The sequence below is a fragment of the Stenotrophomonas maltophilia group sp. Smal32 genome, from assembly GCF_030237085.1.
Lineage (GTDB): Bacteria > Pseudomonadota > Gammaproteobacteria > Xanthomonadales > Xanthomonadaceae > Stenotrophomonas > Stenotrophomonas maltophilia_Q.
In genome coordinates this window covers 33,285-55,684 of the sequence record NZ_JASJSI010000007.1, presented here as the reverse complement: position 1 = coordinate 55,684, position 22,400 = coordinate 33,285, and the positions used below count along the sequence as shown (strand labels likewise).

At 66.9% G+C, this 22,400-nt stretch carries 18 protein-coding genes; 11 read left to right on the top strand and 7 right to left on the bottom strand.

The genetic code is table 11. The annotated features are described in order from the left end of the window. Nucleotides 1–176: 176 nt before the first annotated feature. The 5 genes from mdtD to QRO91_RS03245 form a co-directional block, all read right to left on the bottom strand. Entirely contained in the window at nucleotides 177–1,586 is a 1,410-nt protein-coding gene (gene mdtD / locus QRO91_RS03265; RefSeq protein ID WP_010482759.1) for a multidrug transporter subunit MdtD, read from the bottom strand. 92 nt (nucleotides 1,587–1,678) lie between these two features. After that, nucleotides 1,679–2,761 (bottom strand): uroporphyrinogen decarboxylase, encoded by a 1,083-nt coding sequence (hemE, locus tag QRO91_RS03260; protein WP_012481016.1) that lies wholly within the window; start codon nucleotides 2,759–2,761, stop codon nucleotides 1,679–1,681. A 26-nt stretch (nucleotides 2,762–2,787) separates the two neighbouring features. Further along, on the bottom strand, nucleotides 2,788–3,027 hold the full coding sequence (locus tag QRO91_RS03255) for a WGR domain-containing protein (RefSeq protein ID WP_032127800.1): 240 nt from the start codon (nucleotides 3,025–3,027) through the stop codon (nucleotides 2,788–2,790). Between the two features lie 119 nt (nucleotides 3,028–3,146). Beyond that, nucleotides 3,147–4,259 carry a 3-dehydroquinate synthase gene (aroB, locus tag QRO91_RS03250; protein ID WP_285310252.1) on the bottom strand — a complete coding sequence of 371 codons (1,113 nt, stop codon included), beginning with the start codon at nucleotides 4,257–4,259 and terminating at the stop codon, nucleotides 3,147–3,149. After that, complete coding sequence (locus tag QRO91_RS03245) at nucleotides 4,256–4,798, bottom strand: shikimate kinase (protein WP_111204783.1); 543 nt, start codon at nucleotides 4,796–4,798, stop codon at nucleotides 4,256–4,258. The genes aroB and QRO91_RS03245 overlap by 4 nt, the downstream gene beginning before the upstream one ends. 97 nt (nucleotides 4,799–4,895) lie before the next feature. Here QRO91_RS03245 and QRO91_RS03240 point away from each other — a divergent pair, with 97 nt between their 5' ends. Next, complete coding sequence (locus QRO91_RS03240) at nucleotides 4,896–5,099, top strand: dodecin family protein (protein WP_005410663.1); 204 nt, start codon at nucleotides 4,896–4,898, stop codon at nucleotides 5,097–5,099. Nucleotides 5,100–5,105: 6 nt separating this feature from the next. Here QRO91_RS03240 and QRO91_RS03235 read toward each other — a convergent pair whose 3' ends face one another. Next, a complete protein-coding gene (locus tag QRO91_RS03235; RefSeq protein WP_049430064.1) occupies nucleotides 5,106–5,933 on the bottom strand; it encodes a kinase in 828 nt (275 codons plus the stop codon). A gap of 40 nt (nucleotides 5,934–5,973) precedes the next feature. Between QRO91_RS03235 and pdxH the strand changes: the two genes are divergently transcribed. Together pdxH and QRO91_RS03225 are read left to right on the top strand one after the other, a co-directional pair. Continuing rightward, nucleotides 5,974–6,573, top strand: a complete 600-nt coding sequence (pdxH, locus tag QRO91_RS03230; protein WP_049430065.1) for a pyridoxamine 5'-phosphate oxidase — start codon at nucleotides 5,974–5,976, stop codon at nucleotides 6,571–6,573. A 187-nt stretch (nucleotides 6,574–6,760) separates the two neighbouring features. Beyond that, complete coding sequence (locus QRO91_RS03225) at nucleotides 6,761–7,222, top strand: DoxX family protein (RefSeq protein WP_049430066.1); 462 nt, start codon at nucleotides 6,761–6,763, stop codon at nucleotides 7,220–7,222. Between the two features lie 74 nt (nucleotides 7,223–7,296). Here the strand turns inward: QRO91_RS03225 and prpR are convergent, their stop codons facing one another. Continuing rightward, nucleotides 7,297–8,880 carry a propionate catabolism operon regulatory protein PrpR gene (prpR, locus tag QRO91_RS03220; protein WP_285310251.1) on the bottom strand — a complete coding sequence of 528 codons (1,584 nt, stop codon included), beginning with the start codon at nucleotides 8,878–8,880 and terminating at the stop codon, nucleotides 7,297–7,299. A gap of 154 nt (nucleotides 8,881–9,034) precedes the next feature. On the opposite strand from prpR, the gene prpB reads away from it, so the two are divergent. The 8 genes from prpB (at nucleotide 9,035) to QRO91_RS03180 (ending at nucleotide 22,394) form a co-directional block, all read left to right on the top strand. Next, on the top strand, nucleotides 9,035–9,928 hold the full coding sequence (prpB, locus tag QRO91_RS03215; RefSeq protein ID WP_010482769.1) for a methylisocitrate lyase: 894 nt from the start codon (nucleotides 9,035–9,037) through the stop codon (nucleotides 9,926–9,928). A 36-nt stretch (nucleotides 9,929–9,964) separates the two neighbouring features. Next, nucleotides 9,965–11,122: a 2-methylcitrate synthase gene (gene prpC / locus QRO91_RS03210; RefSeq protein WP_008265338.1), complete on the top strand. Its 1,158-nt coding sequence runs from the start codon at nucleotides 9,965–9,967 to the stop codon at nucleotides 11,120–11,122. Between the two features lie 97 nt (nucleotides 11,123–11,219). Continuing rightward, nucleotides 11,220–13,838, top strand: a complete 2,619-nt coding sequence (gene acnD / locus QRO91_RS03205) for a Fe/S-dependent 2-methylisocitrate dehydratase AcnD (protein ID WP_285310250.1) — start codon at nucleotides 11,220–11,222, stop codon at nucleotides 13,836–13,838. A gap of 100 nt (nucleotides 13,839–13,938) precedes the next feature. Continuing rightward, a complete protein-coding gene (locus QRO91_RS03200; RefSeq protein WP_049430069.1) occupies nucleotides 13,939–14,181 on the top strand; it encodes a type II toxin-antitoxin system ParD family antitoxin in 243 nt (80 codons plus the stop codon). Next, nucleotides 14,178–14,540, top strand: coding sequence for a type II toxin-antitoxin system RelE/ParE family toxin (locus QRO91_RS03195; protein WP_049430070.1), 363 nt, complete (start codon nucleotides 14,178–14,180; stop codon nucleotides 14,538–14,540). The genes QRO91_RS03200 and QRO91_RS03195 overlap by 4 nt, the downstream gene beginning before the upstream one ends. A 3-nt stretch (nucleotides 14,541–14,543) precedes the next feature. After that, nucleotides 14,544–15,722 (top strand): 2-methylaconitate cis-trans isomerase PrpF, encoded by a 1,179-nt coding sequence (gene prpF, locus QRO91_RS03190; RefSeq protein ID WP_049430071.1) that lies wholly within the window; start codon nucleotides 14,544–14,546, stop codon nucleotides 15,720–15,722. A 124-nt stretch (nucleotides 15,723–15,846) separates the two neighbouring features. Next, nucleotides 15,847–17,307 (top strand): bifunctional 2-methylcitrate dehydratase/aconitate hydratase, encoded by a 1,461-nt coding sequence (locus QRO91_RS03185; protein WP_049430072.1) that lies wholly within the window; start codon nucleotides 15,847–15,849, stop codon nucleotides 17,305–17,307. Nucleotides 17,308–17,486: 179 nt separating this feature from the next. Then, on the top strand, nucleotides 17,487–22,394 hold the full coding sequence (locus QRO91_RS03180; RefSeq protein ID WP_049430073.1) for an alpha-2-macroglobulin: 4,908 nt from the start codon (nucleotides 17,487–17,489) through the stop codon (nucleotides 22,392–22,394). The last annotated feature ends 6 nt before the right edge of the window (nucleotides 22,395–22,400 follow it).

Genomic DNA, 22,400 nt, shown 5'->3' with positions numbered 1-22,400 from the left:
TCCGGTTGCGGGAGTGTCCGCGGCATGGATGCCGCGGCCAAGCCCCCATGGATGGGTTTACGGCGTCTCCCGCAACCGGATCCACCCCGCCTCCCACAGGAAGCCAGCTTTTGCTTCGGCTGTTGCTGTTGCTCCGGCTTGCAGCAGGTGCAGGGCGCAGCCCTGCCGAACCACCCTCACTCCGCAACGTGCTCGACCTGCCGTGGCTCCGGCTTGGTATCGGGCAGCTGCCAGAAGATCATCGTCGAGGTCAGGGTGATCGCGCCCACGCACAGGAACGTGGCATGCAGCGCGGCGGTCGCGCTGTTGCTGTCCAGGTGATTGCCGAACGCGGCCAGCAGGCTGCCGGCCGCAGCAGCACCGAAGCCGGCCGCGAGCATCATCACCATCGACAGCAGGCTGTTGCCGGAACTGGCGAATTCGCGGTCCAGATCACGCAGGGTCACGGTGTTCATCACAGTGAACTGCAGTGAATTGACCGCACCGAAGAACGCCAGCTGCAGCAGGCGCCAGGCCAGGTGCTGGCCGGGTGTCATCAGGATGAAGCTGGCCATGGCCAGGCCTACCAGCACGGTGTTGACCATCAGCACGCGACGGTAGCCGTAGCGCTCCACCAGCTTCACTGCCAGTTTCTTGGAGACCATGCCAGCGGCGGCCACCGGCACCATCATCAGCCCTGCGTTCATCGGGCCCAGGCCCAGGCCGACCTGCAGCAGCAACGGGATCAGCATCGGCATGGCGCTGCTGCCGATGCGCGAGAACAGATTGCCGAGAATGCCGATGCGGTAGCTGGGTACGCGGAACAGCGCCAGCGAGAACAACGGCGCCGTCGAATTGGCCGCATGCAGCCAGTAACCCACCAGTGCCGCCAGGCCTGCAACGGTCATCAGCATCACCAGCGCATGTGGCGTGCCCAGCCCGGAGATGCCGTCCAGTGCCAGTGACAGCACCACCATCGCGAAGGCCAGCATGATGTAGCCGCGCAGGTCGAAACGGGTGCGATGGCTGGCGTAGTGGTCGGGCATGATCTTCATCGCGGCGATGAATCCGATCACGCCGATCGGCAGGTTGATCAGGAACACCCAGTGCCACGAGGCGATCTCGACCAGCCAGCCGCCCAGCGTGGGACCGATCAGCGGGCCGACCAGGGCCGGGATGGCGATGAAGCTCATCGCGCGCAGGAAATCCTCGCGCGGCACCGACCGCATCACCGCCAGCCGCCCGACCGGCAGCAGCATCGCACCGCCAATGCCCTGCAGCACGCGTGCGCCGACCAGCTGGTGCAGGTGCTGGGCCAGTGCGCAGGCCAGCGAGCCGAGGGTGAACAGGATGATCGCCACCAGGAAGGTGCGGCGGGTGCCGTAGCGGTCGGCGATCCAGCCGGAGGCGGGAATGAAAGTGGCCACTGCCAGCGCGTAGCTGAACACCACCGACTGCATCTGCAGCGGGCTTTCGCCCAGGCTGGCCGCCATCGCCGGCAACGCCGTGTTGACGATGGTCGAGTCCAGCATCTGCATGAAGATCGCCAAGGACACCAGCCACAGCAGGGGGCGCTGGCGGTTGTAGGTCGATGGCGATGTGGACATGGGGTGCGGCCGGTGCAGCGTGGGGGCTGCCATGATCGCGCACTGCGGGTCACGGCGCGATCAACATCGCGCCGCAACCGTATGCCGAATGCTCAGCGCTGGCTGTGCGCGTGCACCGCGTCGACCAGCACCTGCACGTGGGCAGGGTCCATGTCCGGCGACATGCCGTGGCCGAGGTTGAATACATGGCCCTCGCGCGAACCACCATTGCCCGCGGCATAGGTGTCGAGCACGCGCGCGGCAGCGGCGGCGATCGCATCCGGCGAGGCGTACAGCGTGGTCGGGTCGAGGTTGCCCTGCAGGGCGACGCGACCACCGGTGCGGCGCATGGCCTCGTCCAGGTCCAGTGTCCAGTCCAGGCCCAGCGCATCGGCGCCGGTCTGCGACAGTGCTTCCAGGTGCAGGCCGGTACCCTTGCCAAACAGGATCAGCGGCGTGCGCTCGCTGCCTTCGCCACGCTCCAGGCCTTCGGCGATGCGCTGCAGGTAGCGCAGCGAGAACTCGCGGTACATGGCCGGCGACAGCACGCCGCCCCAGGTATCGAACACCTGCAGTGCCTGCGCGCCGGCTGCGCGTTGCGCGCCCAGATAGGCGATCACCGCGTCGGTGGTGACCTCCAGCAGGCGGTGCAGGGCCTGCGGGTGGTTCAGCGCCATCGCCTTGATACGTGCGAAATCCTTGCTGCCGCCGCCTTCCACCATGTAGCAGGCCAGCGTCCAGGGGCTGCCGGAGAAACCGATCAGCGGTACCTGGCCGTCCAGCTCGCGACGGATCAGGCGCACTGCGTCCATCACATAGCCCAGGTCCTGTTCCATGTCCGGTACTGCCAGCCGGGCGATGGCCGCCTCGTCACGCACCGGATGGCGGAACTTCGGACCTTCGCCTTCGACGAAGTAGAGCTCCAGGCCCATCGCGTCGGGAATGGTGAGGATGTCCGAGAACAGGATGGCGGCGTCCAACGGGAAGCGGCGCAGCGGCTGCAGCGTGACTTCGCAGGCGATCTCCGGGTTCTTGGCCATGGCCAGGAAGCTGCCGGCCTTGGCCCGGGTTGCGCGGTACTCCGGCAGGTAGCGGCCGGCCTGGCGCATCAGCCAGACGGGGGTGCAGTCCACCGGTTCGCGGCGCAGGGCGCGCAGCAGGCGATCGTTGCGGAGAGGGCTGGTCACGATGGGCATTCCTTGGACGAAAGTTGGCAGCGGCGTCAGTCGCCGTGCGAAAGGATCTGGAAGCCGCGATGCAGTTCGGCATCGCGGGCTTTCTCGAAGGCATGGCGGGCTTCGTCGGCCTGCAGGAACAGCTCGCGCCGCAGCTGCGACCGGCTGCCGACGCGGCCGCTCTCGCGCAGCAGCTCCCAGCCGCCGAACAGGTCCGGCTGCAGGCTCAAGCGCAGGAAGCGCGGTGCCTGCGCACCGGCGTCGGGATGTTGCAGGTAGACGTGCATGGGCCGATTGTATCGCTCCGGGGCGGCACGGACCTGTAGCGCCGAGCCCACGCTCGGCTGCGCTTCATGCCGAGACACAATCCGGCAGCGACGGGCCATGCCCGGCGAACACGGAAGGGTCAGCCCGCGCCCAGCACCTTCAGCACCGCCGCCTCATCTACGTCCGGCACCACTTCGGCGCGGCCCATGCCCCGCCAGAGCACCAGGCGCAGGCGGCCGGCCACGTTCTTCTTGTCCAGCCGCATGCGGCCGAGCAGGGCCTGCGGGTCCAGTCCGGCCGGGATGGTCACCGGCAGGCCGAGGCGTTCCAGCAGCGCCTGCAGGCGCACGCGGTCGGCATCGTCGGCCAGGCCCAGGTCGGTGGACAGCTGAGCCGCCAGCACCATGCCCACCGCCACCGCCTCGCCATGGTTCAGTGCGTCGCGGCCGGGGGCCGAGTAGCCCTGTTCGGTCTCGATGGCATGGCCGAAGGTGTGGCCCAGGTTGAGCAGGGCACGCTCGCCCTTCTCGAACGGATCGCGTTCGACGATCGCGGCCTTGTGCCGGCAGCTGCGTGCGATGGCTTCGGAAAGCACGTTGTCTTCACCGGCGACCAGCGCATCGGCATGCTGCTGCAGCCATTCGAAGAACACCGCGTCGCCCAGCGCACCGTACTTCACCACTTCGGCCAGGCCGGCACGCAGTTCGCGCGGCGGCAGGGTGGCCAGCACGCGGGTATCGGCAATGACCGCACGCGGTGGATGGAAAGCGCCGACCAGGTTCTTGCCGGCGGGGATGTCGACGGCCGTCTTGCCGCCCACCGACGAATCGACCATCGCCAGCAGGGTGGTTGGCAGCTGCACGCAGTCCACGCCGCGCATCCAGCAGGCTGCGGCGAAACCGGCCAGATCGCCAACCACGCCGCCGCCAAGGGCGAACACGCAGGCGTCGCGGGTGGCGCCGAGCGCCGCAAGCGATTCGATCGCGCGGCCGAATTCGACCAGCGTCTTGGAGGCCTCACCGGCGGCGAGCACGTGCTCGCCGATGATCAGGTCGGGGCGTGCAGCCAGCAGGGTCTGCTTCACGGCATCCAGATAGTGCGGGGCCACTTCGCTGTCGCTGAGCAGCAGCACATGGCGGCCGCGCACATGCGAGGCCAGCGCGGCGCCGTCAGCCTGGGCACCGGCGCCGATGGTGATGGTGTAGGGGCGGTCGCCGCCAACGGCGACCTGCAGCAGGGCGGGGGAAGTCATGCAGTCAGGTCCTGGCGCTGCCATTGCGTGGCCAGCTTCACCACCAGGTGGGCGGTCGCGTCGGCAGCGGTGTACGGGTCGGTATCAAGGGTGAGGTCGGCCAGTTCGCGGTACAGCGGGTCGCGGTGCGCGGCCAGATCATGCAGCACCTGCTCGCGGTCCGGGCGCTGCAGCAACGGCCGGCCCTTGTCGCGGGCCAAGCGTTCCAGCTGCGCCGCCACGCCGACCCGCAGGTAGACCACGAAGCCGCGTCGTGCGATCAGCGCGCGGTTGTCCGGATCGAGTACGGCGCCACCGCCGGTAGAGACCAGTTGGCCGCGGCCCTCCAGTACGCGGGCAAGCGCCTCGCGTTCATGGCTGCGGAAGCCGGCTTCGCCGGAGTGCTCGAAAATGGTCGGGATGCTGGCGCCGGCGGCATCGACGATGGCCTGGTCGACATCGACGAAGTCCAGCGTGAAGCGCTCGGCCAGGCGGCGGCCGATGCAGGTTTTGCCGGCGCCCATCGGGCCGATCAGGATCAGGTTCGGAGCAGGATTCATGCCCTGTGATGCTAACACCTCCGTGTCCCGGCCTTTACGTTCTTCACGTCAGGCTGGACATTCCTGCGGGCCTCCCGCATCAGCCAGAGTACAGGTCATGACGGTCGCCAAGGTCATCGAAATCACCGCCTCCTCGCCGAAAAGCGTGGAGGACGCCGTACGCAGCGGGTTGAAGAAGGTCTCCGAGACGGTCAAGGGCATCCAGGGCGCCTGGGTGAACGAGACCAAGGTGGTGACCAATGGCAGCGGCGAGATCACCGAATGGCGGGTCAACCTGCGGGTGACTTTCCTGGTCGAATAAGCGCGTTCAGCGCAGCGCCTGCACCTGTCGCTGTCCGTCCAGCATCACCACGTGGTCGGCGAGGGCGGGCAAGGCCTGCAGCGCCTGCCGGCTGACCCGCTCGTAGTACTGCACGAAGCGCTCCAGCTGTGGCCGGCTCATGCCGTGCCGGCCCGGCTGCGCGGCCTGCAGGTTCTGCTCCTGCTGCCAGCGCCAGCGCGGCACCACTGAAAAATCCGGCGGCTGCAGGAACCACAGGCGGTCGCAGCGCTGCCACAGCGCGGGGTAGTCGCGGGCCAGCGCCTGGTTGCACCAGCGCCGCCAGCGGCCATCGGCGTCGGCCTCGCGCTCCAGCGCGTTCAACGGGCTGTCCAGCGCGTTGTCATCCTGCGCGGGCGTGCCCAGGAACCAGCCTTCGAACACCAGCAGGTCGAGGGGCTGCTCGATACGTGGCCATTGCGCTTCGGGCAGGCGTTCGTCGGCCAGCTTGTCGAAGCGCGGCATCGCAAAGGGCTGGCGTGCGGCTACGGCGTCCAATACTCCGTGGGCCAGTGGCAGGTCATGAGTGCCGGGCGGGCCGCGGGTGATCAGCAGTGGATGCACCTGTCGGGCCAGCCGCTGGCGCTGTGCGCGGGTCAGGTACACGTCGTCGATCGACAGCGTGGCCGCGTTCAGGCCGCGTGCCTGGGCGCGGGCCACGACCTGCGCGGCCAGCGTCGATTTGCCGCTCCCCTGCAGGCCGCTGATCGCCAATACTGGAACCGCTGCGCCACTGCCCAGTGCGTCGTCCAGCACCTGTTCGGCCAATGTTTCGGGGAATCCTTTCACCTGGGGCATATACGCAGCAGCGGCCATGCAGCCACAATAGCCCAATCCGTGTGAGAAGAACGCAATCATGAGCGACCTGTACGCCGAAGCCCTGTCCACGTTTGCCAGCCTGTTCGAAGAGGCTAGGCAGAGCCGCGAGGTCGAGCCGAACGCGATGACCGTGGCCACCGCAGATACGCACGGCCGTCCGTCGGCGCGCACCGTGCTGCTGAAGGCGTTCGATGAGCGAGGCTTCGTGTTCTACACCCACCTGGACAGCCACAAGGGCCGGGAGCTGCAGGCCAATCCGCAGGCTGCACTGCTGTTCCTGTGGCGCAGCCTGCGCGAGGCCGGCATCCAGGTGCGCATCGAGGGTCGTGTCGAGCAGGTGGCCGATGCCGTGGCCGACGCCTATTTCGCCAGCCGCCCACGCATGAGCCAGATCGGTGCCTGGGCCTCGCAGCAGTCGAAGACGCTGGCCACGCGCGAGGAGTTCGATGCGCGCGTGGCCGAGGTCGAAGCCCGCTTCGAAGGCAAGGACGTGCCGCGCCCGGACGGCTGGAGCGGCCTGCGCGTGGTGCCTGACCGCATCGAGTTCTGGTACGGCGCGCAGTTCCGCCTGCACGAACGCTGGTGCTATGAAGCCGGTGCCGAAGGCCGCTGGAGCAAGCGCCTGTTGTACCCGTAAGTCGGGGTGGTGCTGGGGTTGCTGTAGAGCCGAGCCCACGCTCGGCTGCTCCTGCGAGAACATCAGCCGAGCATGGGCTCGGCTCTACAGAAACCTGCGTTTGTCGCGAACGGACTGGTCCGCTTCATGCGCGAGCAGGTCGGCCACAGGCACACTCGCTGCGATGCCCTCGATCTGCGGAGTTGCCATGCCCTGCTGGCGTTGCCTGTTTGCCGTGCCGCCACCACGCCGCGGCGTGGAAGCGTTGTTGTTGCTGCTCGCCCGCATCGTCGCCGGTGTGATGTTCTGTGTCTCCGGCTGGAACAAGGTGTTCACCGATGCCGGGCGCGAGCGCATGGTGCATACGCTGGTCGATGCCGGCATCCCGTTCCCGGTGTTCAGTGCGCCGGTGCTCGGTGCGATTGAATGGATTGCGGGTGGCCTGCTGGTGCTGGGGTTGTTGAGCCGCCCTTCGGCCCTGCTGTTGGCGGCGATCTGCGCGGTGGCGGCGCTGACCGATGGTATCGCGCGCATTCCTGCTGGCCTGAGCGTGCCGGATTGGTTCAGCTGGTTCTTCTATCTGAGCGAAGTGCCATTGGGTGTGCTGTTGCTGTGGGTGGCGGCGGTGGGCAGTGGCCGGTTCGCGATAGAGGCGCGCTGGGCGCGCTGACGGCACGCATCCTGTAGAGCCTAGCCCTTGCTCGGCTGCCTCTACGGAGACAGCAGCCGAGCATGGGCTCGGCTCTACAGGCCCTCCGCGCGCAGCCAGCGCCACAGTGTGGTGCGCGATACGCCCAGCGCCTGCGCCATGCCTTCGCGGTCATTGCGATGTTCCTGCAGCAGTGCTTCCAGTTGTGCACGCGGCGGGCGCTTGCCGTTGCTTTCCAGTGGCAGTGCCGTTGCACCTTCGCTTGCCAGCTCGGGCGCCAGCTGTAGCAGTCGCGCAGCATCGATCGGGCCTTCACTGGGCTGCCAGTGGATGCGCAGGCGATCCACCAGATTGCGCAGTTCGCGCACGTTGCCGGGCCACTCGGCGGCGGTCAACATTGCCATCGCAGCTTCGTCCAGTGGCGCGTCGATGCCGCGCAGCTGGCGGAAGAAGTGCTGTGCCAGCAGCGGAATGTCCCCGCGCCGGGCACGCAGCGAGGGCAGGGCGATGCGCAGCGCCGCCAGCCGGTAATACAGGTCGCGACGGAAGCTGCCTGCTGCTGCGCGCTGCTCCAGCGATTGCAGCGTGGCGGCTACCACACGCAGGTCGACCGGGGTCGGTTCGGTGGCGCCCACGCGCAGCACTTCGCGTTCTTCCAGTACCCGCAGCAGGCGGGTCTGCAATGGCAGCGGCAGTTCGCCAATTTCATCCAGGAACAGGGTGCCACCGTCTGCGGCCTCGACCAGGCCCACGCGACCACCACGCCGTGCACCAGTGAAGGCGCCGTCGCTATACCCGAACAGTTCCGCTTCCAGCAGTGATTCGCTGATGGCGCCGCAGTTCAGCGCCACGAAGCGTCCGCGACGGCCACTGGCGGCGTGCAGCTGCCGCGCCACCAGTTCCTTGCCAGTGCCGGTTTCGCCGGTCACCAGTACGGTGCTGTCATGCGGTGCATAGAGCGCGATCTGTGCGCGCACCTTGGCCATCGCTTCGCTGTCGCCGAGCAGTTCATGCGTATCGGCACGCGCTGCAGGGCGCCGGCGCGGGGCGGCTCGGTTGCCGCTGGAGCGGGCCAGCGCCTGGGTCAGTTCCAGCGCATGTTCGAACGCCTGCCGCACCGAGTCGGCCGAGTACAGCAGCACACCGGGCAGGCCGGCCTGTTCGGCATGGTCGATGGCCATGCCGGTGCCGACGATCACTTCGATGCCATTGGCCCGCAGGTCGGCAATGCAGTCGCGGGCGTCTTCGCGGGTGACGAAGCGGCGATGCTCGATATCAAGGCCAAAGCTCTGCTGGAAGTTGCTGAACACCGGTACGTCGCTGGCGTGGGTGACCAGGCCGATGCGGCTGGCGATGCGCCGCGCACGCGCCAGCGCCTCCATCAGGTCGAAGCCGTTGGCCTGGATCGGCACCAGCGGCAGTTCCAGCCGGCTGCGCAGCCAGGCGGCGTTGGAGCCGCCGGCGATGACCACGTCGCAGTGCTCGCGGCGCAGGCGTTGGCCGATCACATCCACCGCTTCCTCGAAACCGAGGTTGATCTCCTCGATGCGCGCGCGGCGGTCGAACTCCGGAATGACGTCGCCGAGCAGACCGGTCAGCCGCGAAACGCTGACCGTCCAGATCACCGGGCGTCCGGGGTCGGCGTCGGCGTGGCGCAGGGGGGAGCGGGGCAGGTACATGGCGGCGGGAGGTCGGCGGGGTGTTTCATGATACAGCCGTTTCAATGTTTCATATGTTTCACTATTGCGTGGCGGTCATCCCCGTGAAATCAACGGCTTGCGGCTTGGCATGGTGCTTGCGCTCTCCTTCCCGTACTTCAACCTGGATTGCCGCATGACCGCTTCCACTCCTTTCTCCGCCGGTGCCCGCTTCCGTGAGGCGCTGGCTGCCGAATCGCCGCTGCAGGTGATCGGCGCCATCAACGCCAACCACGCCCTGCTGGCCAAGCGCGCCGGCTTCCGCGCCATCTACCTGTCTGGTGGCGGTGTTGCCGCCGGCTCGCTGGGCCTGCCGGACCTGGGCATCAACACCCTGGAAGACGTGCTGGTGGACGTGCGCCGCATCACCGATGTCTGCGACCTGCCGCTGATGGTGGACATCGACACCGGCTTCGGCCCGAGCGCGTTCAACATCGCGCGTACCGTGAAGTCGCTGATCAAGGCCGGCGCAGCCGCCTGCCATATCGAAGACCAGGTCGGCGCCAAGCGCTGCGGTCACCGCCCGGGCAAGGAGATCGTCTCGCAGGGTGAAATGGTCGACCGCGTGAAGGCTGCCGCCGATGCCAAGACCGATCCGGACTTCTTCCTGATCGCGCGTACCGACGCCATCCAGGTGGACGGCGTGGACAAGGCCATCGAGCGCGCCATCGCCTGCGTAGAGGCCGGTGCCGACGGCATCTTCGCTGAGGCGGCCTACGATCTGGACACCTACCGCCGCTTCGTCGACGCGGTGAAGGTGCCGGTGCTGGCCAACATCACCGAGTTCGGTGCCACCCCGCTGTTCAGCCGCGATGAACTGGCCTCGGCCGGCGTCGCCATCCAGCTGTTCCCGCTGTCTGCCTTCCGCGCCGCCAACAAGGCGGCCGAGAATGTCTACCAGGCGGTGCGCCGCGATGGCCACCAGCGCAACGTGGTGGAGACCATGCAGACCCGCGAAGAACTCTACGACCGCATCGGCTACCACGCCTTCGAGCAGCAGCTCGATGCACTGTTCGCCGCCAAGAAATAAGCAGTACCCTGCGCCATCAAGTTTTCGGAGGGAAACATGAACGATACGACCGCAACCCCGACCTTCAAGCCGAAGAAGTCCGTCGCCCTGTCCGGCACCGCTGCCGGCAACACCGCGCTGTGCAGCGTGGGCCGCAGTGGCAACGACCTGCACTACCGTGGCTACGACATCCTGGACCTGGCCAACACCAGCGAATTCGAGGAAATCGCCTACCTGCTGGTGCACGGCAAGCTGCCGACCCGCGCCGAGCTGGTCTCGTACAAGGCCAAGCTGAAGTCGCTGCGTGGCATTCCGGCCGCAGTGAAGGCCGCACTGGAAGAACTGCCGCCGTCGGCGCACCCGATGGACGTGATGCGCACCGGCGTATCCGTGCTCGGCTGCGTGGCACCGGAGAAGGATGACCACAACCATCCGGGCGCGCGCGACATCGCCGACAAGCTGATGGCCTGCCTCGGTTCCATGCTGCTGTACTGGTACCACTGGAGCCACAACGGCCGCGCCATCGACGTGGAAACCGACGACGACTCGATCGGTGGCCACTTCCTGCACTTGCTGCACGGCGAAAAGCCACAGGATTCGTGGGTGAAGGCGATGCACACCTCGCTGATCCTGTACGCCGAGCACGAGTTCAACGCCTCGACCTTCACCTGCCGCGTCATCGCCGGCACCGGCAGCGACATGTACAGCGCGATCTGCGGTGGCATCGGCGCGCTGCGTGGCCCGAAGCACGGCGGCGCCAACGAAGTGGCGTTCGAAGTGCAGAAGCGCTACGACAACCCTGATGAGGCCGAGGAAGACATCAAGGCCCGCGTCGAGCGCAAGGAAGTGGTGATCGGTTTCGGCCACCCGGTCTACACCGTCTCCGATCCGCGCAACAAGGTGATCAAGGACGTGGCCCGCGAGCTGTCCGAAGAACAGTCCAGCATGAAGATGTACGACATTGCCGAGCGCCTGGAGTCGGTGATGTGGGACATCAAAAAGATGTTCCCGAACCTGGACTGGTTCAGCGCCGTCAGCTACCACATGATGGGCGTGCCGACCGCGATGTTCACCCCGCTGTTCGTGATCGCCCGCACCGCCGGCTGGAGCGCGCACATCGTCGAGCAGCGCATCGACGGCAAGATCATCCGCCCGAGCGCCAACTACATCGGCCCGGAAGACCGCGACTTCGTCGCCATCGACAAGCGCGTCTGATCCACCCGCTGTACCCATCCGGCCGGCCCTGCGCCGGCCGGATGCATTCGCCGCCGCATTGCCGGCACCCGGCCCGCCCCAAGTACTCCGCCAGCCCATGAATACCGATTACCGCAAGAACCTCCCCGGCAGCACGCTGGACTATTTCGATGCGCGTGCCGCCGTCGATGCGATCCAGCCTGGCGCCTACGCCACGCTGCCGTACACCTCGCGCGTGCTGGCCGAGAACCTGGTACGCCGCTGCGATCCGGCCACGTTGACCGCTTCGCTGACGCAGCTGATCGAGCGCCGTCGCGACCTCGATTTCCCGTGGTTCCCGGCGCGCGTGGTCTGCCACGATATCCTTGGCCAGACCGCGCTGGTGGACCTGGCCGGCCTGCGTGATGCGATCGCCGACAAGGGCGGCGACCCGGCCAAGGTGAATCCGGTGGTGCCGGTGCAGCTGATCGTCGATCACTCGCTGGCGGTGGAGTGCGGTGGTTTCGATCCGCAGGCGTTCGAGAAGAACCGCGCCATTGAAGACCGCCGCAACGAAGACCGCTTCCACTTCATCGACTGGACCAAGCTGGCGTTCCAGAACGTGGATGTGATTCCGCCGGGCAACGGCATCATGCACCAGATCAACCTGGAGAAGATGTCGCCGGTGGTCTACGTGCAGGACGGCGTGGCGTTCCCGGATACCTGCGTCGGTACCGACAGCCATACCCCGCACGTGGACGCGCTGGGCGTGATCGCCATCGGTGTCGGTGGTCTGGAAGCCGAGAACGTGATGCTCGGCCGTGCCTCGTGGATGCGCCTGCCGGACACCGTCGGCGTCGAACTGAGCGGCCGCCCGCAGCCAGGCATCACCGCCACCGACGTGGTGCTGGCCCTGACCGAGTTCCTGCGCAAGGAGCGCGTGGTCGGCGCCTGGCTTGAATTCTTCGGCGAGGGTGCGGCGGCACTGACCATCGGTGACCGCGCCACCATCTCCAACATGTGCCCCGAATACGGCGCCACCGCCGCGATGTTCTACATCGATCAGCAGACCATCGATTACCTGCGCCTGACCGGCCGCGAGGAATCGCAGGTGGCGCTGGTGGAAAACTACGCACGCACCACCGGCCTGTGGGCCGACGATCTGGCGACCGTGCAGTACGAACGCGTGCTGCACTTCGACCTGTCCAGCGTGGTGCGCAACATGGCCGGCCCGTCCAACCCACACAAGCGCGTGGCCACCGCCGAGCTGGCCGAGCGCGGCATCGCCGACGAAGCCAAGCTGGAAGCGGGCAAGGCCGAACAGGCGCAGGGCCTGATGCCCGATGGCGCGGTGATCATCGCCGCCATCACCAGCTGCACCAACACCTCCAACCCGCGCAACGTGATTGCCGCAGCACTGCTGGCGCGCAACGCCAATGCGCGTGGCCTGCAGCGCAAGCCGTGGGTGAAGTCCTCGCTGGCGCCGGGCTCCAAGGCCGTGCAGCTGTACCTGGAAGAATCCGGCCTGCTGCCGGACCTGGAGCAGCTCGGCTTCGGCATCGTCGCCTTCGCCTGCACCACCTGCAACGGCATGAGCGGCGCGCTGGACCCGAAGATCCAGCAGGAAATCATCGATCGTGACCTGTACGCCACGGCCGTGCTGTCTGGCAACCGCAACTTCGATGGCCGCATTCATCCGTATGCCAAGCAGGCCTTCCTGGCCTCGCCGCCGCTGGTCATCGCCTACGCCATTGCCGGTACCGTCCGCTTCGATATCGAAAAGGACGTGCTGGGCGTGGACGCCGATGGCAACGAGGTGCGGCTGAAGGACATCTGGCCGAGCGACGCCGAGATCGACGCCGTGGTCAAGGCGGCGGTGAAACCGGAGCAGTTCCGCAAGGTCTACAACCTGATGTTCAACGTGCGCGTCGAGCACGGCGCCGCGGTCAGCCCGCTGTATGACTGGCGTCCGCAGAGCACCTACATCCGCCGTCCGCCGTACTGGGAAGGCGCACTGGCCGGTGAGCGCTCACTGGCGGGCATGCGCGCGCTGGCGGTGCTGCCGGACAACATCACCACCGACCACCTGTCGCCGTCCAACGCGATCATGGCCTCCAGCGCCGCCGGCGAATACCTGGCGAAGATGGGCCTGCCGGAAGAAGACTTCAATTCCTACGCCACCCACCGCGGCGACCACCTGACCGCGCAGCGCGCCACCTTCGCCAATCCGAAGCTGTTCAACGAGATGGTGCGCAACGACGACGGTAGCGTGAAGCAGGGCTCGCTGGCGCGCGTGGAGCCGGAAGGCAAGGTGATGCGCATGTGGGAAGCGATCGAGACCTACATGGAGCGCAAGCAGCCGCTGATCATCATCGCCGGCGCCGACTACGGCCAGGGCAGCTCGCGTGACTGGGCCGCCAAGGGCGTGCGCCTGGCGGGCGTGGAAGCGATCGTGGCCGAGGGCTTCGAACGCATCCACCGTACCAACCTGATCGGCATGGGCGTGCTGCCGCTGGAGTTCAAGCCGGGCACCACCCGCCTGACCCTGGGCATCGACGGCACGGAGAGCTTTGACGTGATCGGCGAGCGTACCCCGCGTGCCGAGCTGACCCTGGTCATCCACCGCCGCGACGGCCAGGACGTGATCGTGCCGGTCACCTGCCGCCTGGACAGCGACGAGGAAGTGGCCATCTACGAAGCCGGTGGCGTGCTGCAGCGCTTCGCCCAGGACTTCCTGGAAGGCGCCAAGGTGGCGTGATGGTGGGCTGAATGCCTGCCCCCTACGGTTGGGGGCGGGCTTGTCCGACACACAGGCGCGGCGCACACTTGCTTGGCAAATATTGCCAATGGAGAGTCTCATGGCCACGATGAACATCTCGCTGACCGACCCGCTCAAGCAGTTCGTGGACGAGGAAGTACGTGAAGGCGGCTATTCCAGCACCTCCGACTACGTGCGCGACCTGATCCGCCAGCGCCAGCGCAGCAAGGCCGAAGACCTGCTGCGGCAGTTGATTGCCGAGGGTCTGGCGTCGGGGCCTGCCGTGCCTTTGGCGCCAGACCATTTTGACAAGCTGCGTGAGCGCGCACGGAACCGCAAGTGAAGCCTTCGCATTGGTCACCTTCAGCGGTTCGAGATCTTGATCAGGCAGCAGCCTGGTATGCAGATCAGGGCGGAGAAGTGCTGGAAGTCGGCTTCATCGATGCGGTGGAATCCGTCGTCAAGCTGATCGAGGCCCATCCGGGTGCTGGTTCCGCACTGCATGCGGGTCTGTTGCCCTCGCTGCCAGCGCCGTTGCGTTTTCATCCGGTTCGTCGCTTCGACGGCTACCTGGTCTATTACGTGGAGCTACCTGAGCATGTTTCCATCGTGCGCATCTGGAATGCTTCGCGGGGCATGGAAGCGCTGTTCGAAGGCGAGGAGCTCAACCCCGATATTGGTTCGTCGCATCCAGGATACTGATCAATGACATTCCTCCCGCAACTCCGTATTCCCGCCACCTACATGCGCGGCGGCACCAGCAAGGGCGTGTTCTTCCGCCTGCAGGACCTGCCCGAAGCCGCGCAGGTGCCGGGCGCCGCACGCGATGCACTTCTGATGCGTGTGATCGGCTCGCCCGATCCGTATGGCAAGCAGACCGATGGCATGGGCGGTGCCACCTCCAGCACCAGCAAGTGCGTGATCATCTCCACTTCTTCGGTGCCGGACCACGATGTGGACTACCTGTACGGCCAGGTCTCGATCGATACCGCCTTCGTTGACTGGAGCGGCAACTGCGGCAACCTCAGCACCGCAGTTGGCCCGTTCGCGATTGCCAATGGCCTGATCGATCCCGCCCGCGTGCCGCGCGATGGCCTGTGCACCGTGCGCATCTGGCAGGCCAACATCGGCAAGACCATCATCGCCCACGTGCCGATGCGCGATGGCGAAGTGCAGGAGATCGGCGATTTCGAGCTGGACGGCGTGACCTTCCCGGCCGCCGAGATCCAGCTGGAATTCATCGACCCATCCGACGATGGCGATGCCGGCGCGATGTTCCCGACCGGCAACCTTGTGGATACCCTGGATGTGCCGGGCGTGGGCAGTTTCGAGGTGACGATGATCACCGCCGGGATCCCGACCATCTTCCTCAATGCTGCCGACCTGGGATACACCGGCACCGAGCTGCAGCCGGCGATCAACGAAGACAAGGCAGCGCTGGAGCGCTTCGAGAAGATCCGCGCCTACGGCGCCTTGCGCATGGGCCTGATCAGGAACCTGGAAGACGCGGCAACCCGCCAGCACACACCGAAGGTCGCCTTCGTGGCACCGGCACAGGACTACGTGTCGTCCAGCGGCAAGGCCATTCCGGCCTCGGCGATCGACCTGCATGCGCGTGCGCTGTCGATGGGCAAGCTGCATCACGCGATGATGGGGACCGCCGCCGTGGCGATCGGTACCGCAGCGGCGATTCCGGGCACCCTGGTCAATCGCGCGGCCGGTGGTGGTGAACGCGAAGCGGTGACCTTCGGCCATCCGTCCGGCACGCTGCGCGTGGGTGCGCAGGCCGCGCTCGTTGACGGCCAGTGGACGGTGACCAAGGCCATCATGAGTCGCAGCGCCCGTGTGCTGATGGACGGCAAGGTGCGGGTGCCGGCCGAATGATGCGCCGGTAAACGCCAACCAAGGTTGGCGACTACTGGGTCGCAGAGACCGATTGCTTTGGTAGATGCCAACCTTGGTTGGCATGGTGCGTGGGTAACCGCGCACCGCAACGAGGAGATCGACAATGTCTGACAGCCACACCCCATCCAACGGGCGTGCAGCGTGGGATGCGCTGCTGGTGGACATCGTCGATTACGTACGCGACGCCCGCATCGACTCACCGCTGGCGTTCCAGACCGCACACCATTGCCTGCTCGACACGCTCGGTTGCGGGCTGGAGGCGCTGTCCTTCCCGGCCTGCAGCAAGCTGCTTGGGCCGCTGGTGCCGGGCATCAGCGTGGTCAACGGCGCGCGCGTACCGGGCACGCACTACGTGCTGGATCCAGTGCAGGCCGCCTTCAACCTCGGTGCGATGGTGCGCTGGCTCGACTTCAATGACACCTGGCTGGCCGCCGAGTGGGGCCATCCATCCGATAATCTCGGCGGCGTCCTGGCCGTCTGCGACTGGCTGGGGCGCAACGCGCAGGCCCTGCGTCGCCCGCCGCCGACCATGCACCACGTGCTGCTGGCGATGATCAAGGCGCACGAGATCCAGGGCGTGCTGGCGCTGCAGAATTCCTTCAACCGGGTCGGGCTGGACCATGTGGTGCTGGTCAAGGTCGCGACCACCGCAGTGGTTGCGCAGCTGCTGGGGCTGGATCGCGAACGCATGCTCAATGCGCTGTCGCTGGCCTGGGTCGATGGCCAGGCGCTGCGCACCTACCGGCACGCGCCCAACACCGGCTCGCGCAAGAGCTGGGCGGCGGGTGATGCGACCAGCCGGGGCGTGCGCCTGGCGCTGATGGCGGCCAGTGGCGAGATGGGCTATCCCAGCGTATTGAGTGCACCGACCTGGGGTTTCGAGGCTGTATCCATGCACGGCCAGGCGTTGACGCTGGGGCGACCGCTGGGCAGCTATGTGATGGAGAACGTGCTGTTCAAGATCAGCTACCCGGCCGAATTCCATGGCCAGACAGCCGTGGAGGCGGCGATTGCGCTGCACCAGCAGCTGCGCGCGATGGGGCGGCGGGTCGAGGACATCGCGTATATCGCGATCCGCACCCAGGAAGCCTGCATCCGCATCATCGACAAGCAGGGCCCGCTGCATAATCCGGCCGACCGCGACCACTGCGTGCAGTACATGGTGGCCATCGCGTTGCTGCACGGGCGGTTGACGGCCGAGGACTACGAGGATGACGTCGCCGCCGACCCGCGCATCGACGCACTGCGCGCGAAGATGGCCTGTCATGAGGATCCGCAGCTCAGCGCCGATTACCTGGACCCGGACAAGCGCAGCATCGCCAACGGCCTGAGCGTACGCTTCAGCGACGGTACCGAGCTGCCCGAGGTACTGGTGGAATACCCGCTGGGCCACGCGCGCCGACGTGAGGAGGGCATTCCGCTGCTGATGGACAAGTTCCGCCGGCACCTGGCCCACCGCTTCCCGACCGCCCAGCAGCAGCGCATCCTGGCCGCATCGCTGGACCCGGTGGCGCTGGCAGCGATGCCGGTGACCGACTACGTGGACCTGTACCTGCCGGGGTAGGGCGCGCCTTGGTAGGTGCCAACCTTGGTTGGCACGGGCCCAACGCCAACCAAGGTTGGCGGCTACCGGGACCGCCGGGCATGGCCCTGCGCTACCGTTCCGATGCATTCCTGCCGAATCCGCGTCAACACCTTGACGCGGCCTGCCTATAATGGCCACCTCGATCAAGGAGTGACGACATGAGCGGTCCGGCACGGCGGAAGCGGTGGGGATGGGCGGCGGCGGTGCTGGCAGGAGGCCTGTTGCTGGGCCTGGCCGGCTGCCGCAACGACAGCGGGCAGCTGCCCAAGGCCAGCGGTGAAGCCATCACCACCAAGGCCGAGCAGGTGAAGGAGTTCACCCTGCTGCGCGCGTACCCGGACCAGAAGAATGACGGCCTGTCGCTGGCGCTGGAGTTCTCGCGCCCGCTGGTCGGCACCCAGGATTTCGACACGCTGGTGCGCTTCGAGGAGAAGGTCGGCACCGACGACAGCAGCTGGACGCTGTCTGATGACGGCCTGACCCTGCGCTACCCGTTCGTCGAGGCCGGCAAGGAGTTCAGCCTGGTGGTCTCGCCGGACCTGCTTGCCGCCGATGGCAGCCGCCTGGGCAAGGAACTGAAGCAGAAGGTGTTCAGCGGCGAACTGAAGCCGGTGGTCGGCTTCGCTTCGCAGGGCAGCGTGCTGCCGGCCAAGGACAGCCGCGGCCTGCCGGTGGTGTCGGTGAACGTGCCGGAGGTCGACGTCGAGTTCCTGCGCGTGCGCGAGAAGGACCTGCCGACCTTCTTCAGCCAGTACCAGCGCGGCGGCCGCCGCGGCAGCTGGGAACTGAGCAGCGATTACGAGCGCAGCCCGATCAACAAGCTGGCCGAGCCAGTCTACGTCAACCGCTTCATCCTCGGCGGCAAGCAGAACGAGCGGGTGCTGACCTACCTGCCGACCCAGGACATCAAGGAACTGCAGGAGCCGGGCCTGTACTTCGCCCTGCTCAAGCGCACCGGCGACTACGAGGGCGAGTTCGATACCGCGTTCTTCTCGGTCAGCGACATCGGCCTGCACACCCGGGCGTACAAGGACAAGCTGTTCGTGCACACCGCCGGCCTGAAGGACGGTGCGCCGCTGAAGGGCATCGACCTGCGCGTGCTCGATGCCAAGGGCGAGGTGGTGCTGAAGGGCAGCACCGACGGCAACGGCAATGCGCTGCTGAACTACACCCTGGACGCCACCCACGTGCTGGTCGCCAGCAGCGGCAAGGACACCAGCTTCCTGCCGTTCAACCAGCCGGCGCTGGACCTGAGCGAATTCGCCGTGGCCGGCCGCGACAACGCCTGGTTCGATGTCTATGCCTGGTCCGGCCGCGACCTGTACCGCCCGGGCGAGACCGTGCGCCTGTCCGCGCTGCTGCGCGACAACGATGGCAAGCCGGTCAAGGCGCAACCGGTGTTCCTGCGCCTGAAGCAGCCCGACGGCAAGACCTTCCGCGAGACCCGCCTGCAACCGGGCGAGCAGGGCTACATCAACTTCGAGCAGGTCATCCCCGCTGAGGCGCCGACCGGGCGCTGGCAGGTGGAATTCCGTACCGACCCGGCCAGCAAGGAAGCGATCCAGGGCATGACACTGCGCATCGAAGAGTTCCTGCCCGAGCGCATGAAGCTGGACCTGGACAGCGCGCAGAAGACGCTGAAGCCGGGCGAGGAGCTGCGCCTGCAGGCCAATGGCGCCTATCTGTACGGTGCGCCCGCCGATGGCAACCGCTTCACGGCGCGCATGGCGGTGGCCGCCGAGCAGCAGCCGGTGGAAGGCCTACCGGGCTACTTCTTCGGCGACCCGACCCTGCAGTTGCCGCGCGAAGCCAAGGATGTGATCGACACCACGCTGCCGGCCAATGGCCAGCTGCGCGAGGACGTGGCCCTGCCGGAAGAGGCGGCCAAGGCCAAGGCGCCGATCGCGGTGGTGCTGTCCGGCAGCCTGTACGAGACCGGCGGCCGTACCGTCACCCGCACCCTGAAGCGGGTGATGTGGCCGGCCAATGCGCTGGTGGGCGTGCGCCCGCTGTTCAATCCCGAAGACGGTGCCGATGCCAACGGCAATGCGCGCTTCGAGCTGATGCGCGTGGATGCAGCGGGCAAGCCGCAGCCGGCCAAGGGTCTGAAGATCACCCTGGTGCGCGAACTGCGCGATTACCACTGGACCTTCAACGACAACCGTTGGGACTACGATTTCACCCGCCGTTTCGAGAACAAGGAAACGCGCACCGTCGATGCCGGCGGCAGCGCGGTGGCCTTTGATTTCCCGGTGGAGTGGGGCGAGTACCGGGTGGACGTGTTCGATCCGTCTACCGGTCTGACCAGCCGCTATCCGTTCCGTGCGGGCTGGAGCTGGGGGGATGACAACCGGGGGCTGGATGCACGCCCTGACAAGATCAAGCTGGGCCTGGACAAGACCGGCTACAAGGCAGGCGACACGCTTGAGGTGACGGTGACCCCGCCGCATGCCGGCAAGGGCATCCTGATGGTCGAGACCGACCGCATGCTGTACGTGCAGGACATCGACGCCAAGCCGGGTTCGACCTTCAAGATCCCGGTCACCGCCGACTGGGAACGCCACGACGTCTACATCACCGCGCTGGTGTTCCGTGGTGGCAGTGCGCCGAGCAAGATCACCCCGGCCCGTGCCGTGGGCGTGGTGCATGTGCCGATGGACCGCAAGGGCCGCACCGTGGCGGTCGGCCTGGCGGCGCCCAAGCAGATGCGCCCTGAGCAGGACCTGCCGGTGACGGTCAGCGCACCACAGTTGGCCGGCAAGATGGCGCACGTCACCGTCTCGGCGGTGGACGTGGGCATCCTCAACATCACCCGTTTCCCGGTGCCCGATGCCGGCGCGCACTTCTTCGCCCAGCGTCGCCTCGGCATCGATGCCTACGACATCTACAGCCGGGTGATCGAAAGCTTCGACGGCGGCGCCGGCAAGCTGAAGTTCGGCGGCGACATGGCGCTGCAGGCACTTCCGCAGGCCAAGCGCCCGACCGCACGCGTGCAGACCGTGGACCTGTTCTCCGGCCCGGTGCAACTGGATGCCAAGGGCAATGCCCGCATCCGCCTGAAGGTGCCGGACTTCAACGGCACGCTGCGGGTATCGGCGCTGGTCTACAGCGATGACCAGTACGGCAAGCGCGATGTGGAAACCGTGGTGCGTGCCCCGATCCTGGCCGAAGCCAGCATGCCGCGCGTGCTCGCCCCGGGCGACCGCAGCACCGTCACCCTGGACGTGCAGAACTTCACCGGCAAGCCGGGTGCGTTCAACGTGCGGGTGGAGACCGAGGGCCCGCTGGCACTGGCTGAAGGCACGCGCAGCGTGCAGTTGAACGCCGATGCCAAGAGCACGCTCAGCTTCCCGCTGTCGGCGCGCGAGGGCCACAGCGTGGCCAAGGTGCGCGTGCGGGTCGATGGCAATGGTTTCAGGGCCGATCGCCGCTATGACCTGCCGGTACGTGCGGCGTGGCCACAGGTGCTGCGTTCGCAGGTGCGCACGCTGGATCCGCTGGCCGCGGTCAGCCTCGACAACAGCCTGACCGAGGGCCTGATGTCCGAGTCGGTGAACGCACGGCTGCTGGTCAGCCCGCTGCCGCCGATTCCGTTCGCCAGCGCCCTGCAGGGCGCGTTGAACTACCCCTACGGCTGTGCCGAGCAGACCACCAGCAAGGGCTACGCCGCGCTGATCCTGGACCAGGCGACGTCGTCGATGCTCGGCGCCGATGGCTTGGATGCAAAGACACGCCGCGAACGCATGGAAGGCGCGTTCGGTCGGTTGGCGTCGATGCAGGTAGCCAATGGCAACTTCTCGATGTGGGGTGACGACGGTTACGTGAACCCGTGGCTGACCCCGTACATCACCGAGTTCCTGCTCGATGCCAAGGACGCCGGCTTCGCCGTGCCCGACAACGTGCTGCAGAAGGCGCTCAACCGCCTGAGCGAGGATCTGCTGTCCGGCGGCAACCAGTTCTACGGCCAGGATGACCGCGAGAAGCTGAAGTTCGCCAACCAGGCGTATTCGGGTTACGTGCTGGCGCGGGTCAACCGCGCACCGCTGGGCACCCTGCGCACGCTGTATGACAACGAGCGCAGCAAGGCGGTTGGTGGCCTGTCGCTGGTCCATCTGGGTGTGGCGCTGTCGCTGCAGGGCGATGCCAAGCGTGGCCAGGCGGCACTGGCGGCGGCGTTCGCCAAGTCCAGCAGCGAGCGCCCGTCGTACTTCGGCGACTACGGCAGCGCGATCCGCGATGACGCATTGATGATCGCGCTGACGCACGAGAACAAGCTGGCCAAGCCCGCCTGGGACGCACGTGCCGTCGATCTCGGCCGTGGCCTGGATGCGCGCCGCAATGCCGGCTGGATGTGGCTGAGCACGCAGGAACAGGTGGCGATCGCCCGCCTCGGCAAGGCGCTGGCTGCCAACCAGAAGGCGCTGGTGGCCGGTGAGCTGGTGATCGGCGGCAACAGCGAAGCCATCGGCGAGCGCAAACTATTCGGCCGCAACTTCAGCGCCACCGAACTGGCCAGCGGCGTGCGCTTCACCCCGCAGGGCCAGCCGCCGATGTTTGCCAGCATCGACGTGGCCGGCATCCCGCGCAGCGCACCGGCGCCGGACAACAGCGTGCTGGGTGTTGAACGCAGCTACTTCGGCACCGATGGCAAGCCGTGGACGCCGCGCCCGCTGAAGGAAGGCGAAGCGCTGATCGTGCGCGTCACCGTCACTGCCGACACCACCATGCCGGATGCGCTGCTGACCGACCTGCTGCCGGCGGGCCTGGAGATCGAGAACTTCAACCTCGGTGATGCCAAGCAGTGGGCTGACGTGGTGGTCGATGGCATCACCATCAGCGACCGCAGTGAAGCAGCCGATACCAAGCACGAAGAGTTCCGCGACGATCGCTACGTGGCCGCGCTGAAGCTCTCGCGTGGCAGCAAGGCCAACGTGTTCTACCTGGTGCGTGCGGTGACCCCGGGTACCTACTCGGTGCCGCCGCCGCTGGTGGAGGACATGTACCGGCCGCAGCTGCGTGGCGTTGGCCGCAGCAACCCGACCACGATCACGGTGGTGCAGCCGTGATCCCAC

What these genes read in the sequence shown, in the direction of transcription:
- aroB (WP_285310252.1), bottom strand. Translation starts at nt 4,259, where the DNA reads ATGACTTCCCCCGCCCTGCTGCAGGTCGCCGTTGGCGGCGACCGCCCC.
- QRO91_RS03225 (WP_049430066.1), top strand. Translation starts at nt 6,761, where the DNA reads ATGCCCTGCTGGCGTTGCCTGTTTGCCGTGCCGCCACCACGCCGCGGC.
- pdxH (WP_049430065.1), top strand. Translation starts at nt 5,974, where the DNA reads ATGAGCGACCTGTACGCCGAAGCCCTGTCCACGTTTGCCAGCCTGTTC.
- QRO91_RS03235 (WP_049430064.1), bottom strand. Translation starts at nt 5,933, where the DNA reads ATGGCCGCTGCTGCGTATATGCCCCAGGTGAAAGGATTCCCCGAAACA.
- prpR (WP_285310251.1), bottom strand. Translation starts at nt 8,880, where the DNA reads ATGTACCTGCCCCGCTCCCCCCTGCGCCACGCCGACGCCGACCCCGGA.
- QRO91_RS03185 (WP_049430072.1), top strand. Translation starts at nt 15,847, where the DNA reads ATGTCTGACAGCCACACCCCATCCAACGGGCGTGCAGCGTGGGATGCG.
- QRO91_RS03255 (WP_032127800.1), bottom strand. Translation starts at nt 3,027, where the DNA reads ATGCACGTCTACCTGCAACATCCCGACGCCGGTGCGCAGGCACCGCGC.
- prpC (WP_008265338.1), top strand. Translation starts at nt 9,965, where the DNA reads ATGAACGATACGACCGCAACCCCGACCTTCAAGCCGAAGAAGTCCGTC.
- QRO91_RS03200 (WP_049430069.1), top strand. Translation starts at nt 13,939, where the DNA reads ATGGCCACGATGAACATCTCGCTGACCGACCCGCTCAAGCAGTTCGTG.
- prpF (WP_049430071.1), top strand. Translation starts at nt 14,544, where the DNA reads ATGACATTCCTCCCGCAACTCCGTATTCCCGCCACCTACATGCGCGGC.
- prpB (WP_010482769.1), top strand. Translation starts at nt 9,035, where the DNA reads ATGACCGCTTCCACTCCTTTCTCCGCCGGTGCCCGCTTCCGTGAGGCG.
- QRO91_RS03180 (WP_049430073.1), top strand. Translation starts at nt 17,487, where the DNA reads ATGAGCGGTCCGGCACGGCGGAAGCGGTGGGGATGGGCGGCGGCGGTG.
- acnD (WP_285310250.1), top strand. Translation starts at nt 11,220, where the DNA reads ATGAATACCGATTACCGCAAGAACCTCCCCGGCAGCACGCTGGACTAT.
- hemE (WP_012481016.1), bottom strand. Translation starts at nt 2,761, where the DNA reads ATGCCCATCGTGACCAGCCCTCTCCGCAACGATCGCCTGCTGCGCGCC.
- mdtD (WP_010482759.1), bottom strand. Translation starts at nt 1,586, where the DNA reads ATGTCCACATCGCCATCGACCTACAACCGCCAGCGCCCCCTGCTGTGG.
- QRO91_RS03245 (WP_111204783.1), bottom strand. Translation starts at nt 4,798, where the DNA reads ATGAATCCTGCTCCGAACCTGATCCTGATCGGCCCGATGGGCGCCGGC.
- QRO91_RS03240 (WP_005410663.1), top strand. Translation starts at nt 4,896, where the DNA reads ATGACGGTCGCCAAGGTCATCGAAATCACCGCCTCCTCGCCGAAAAGC.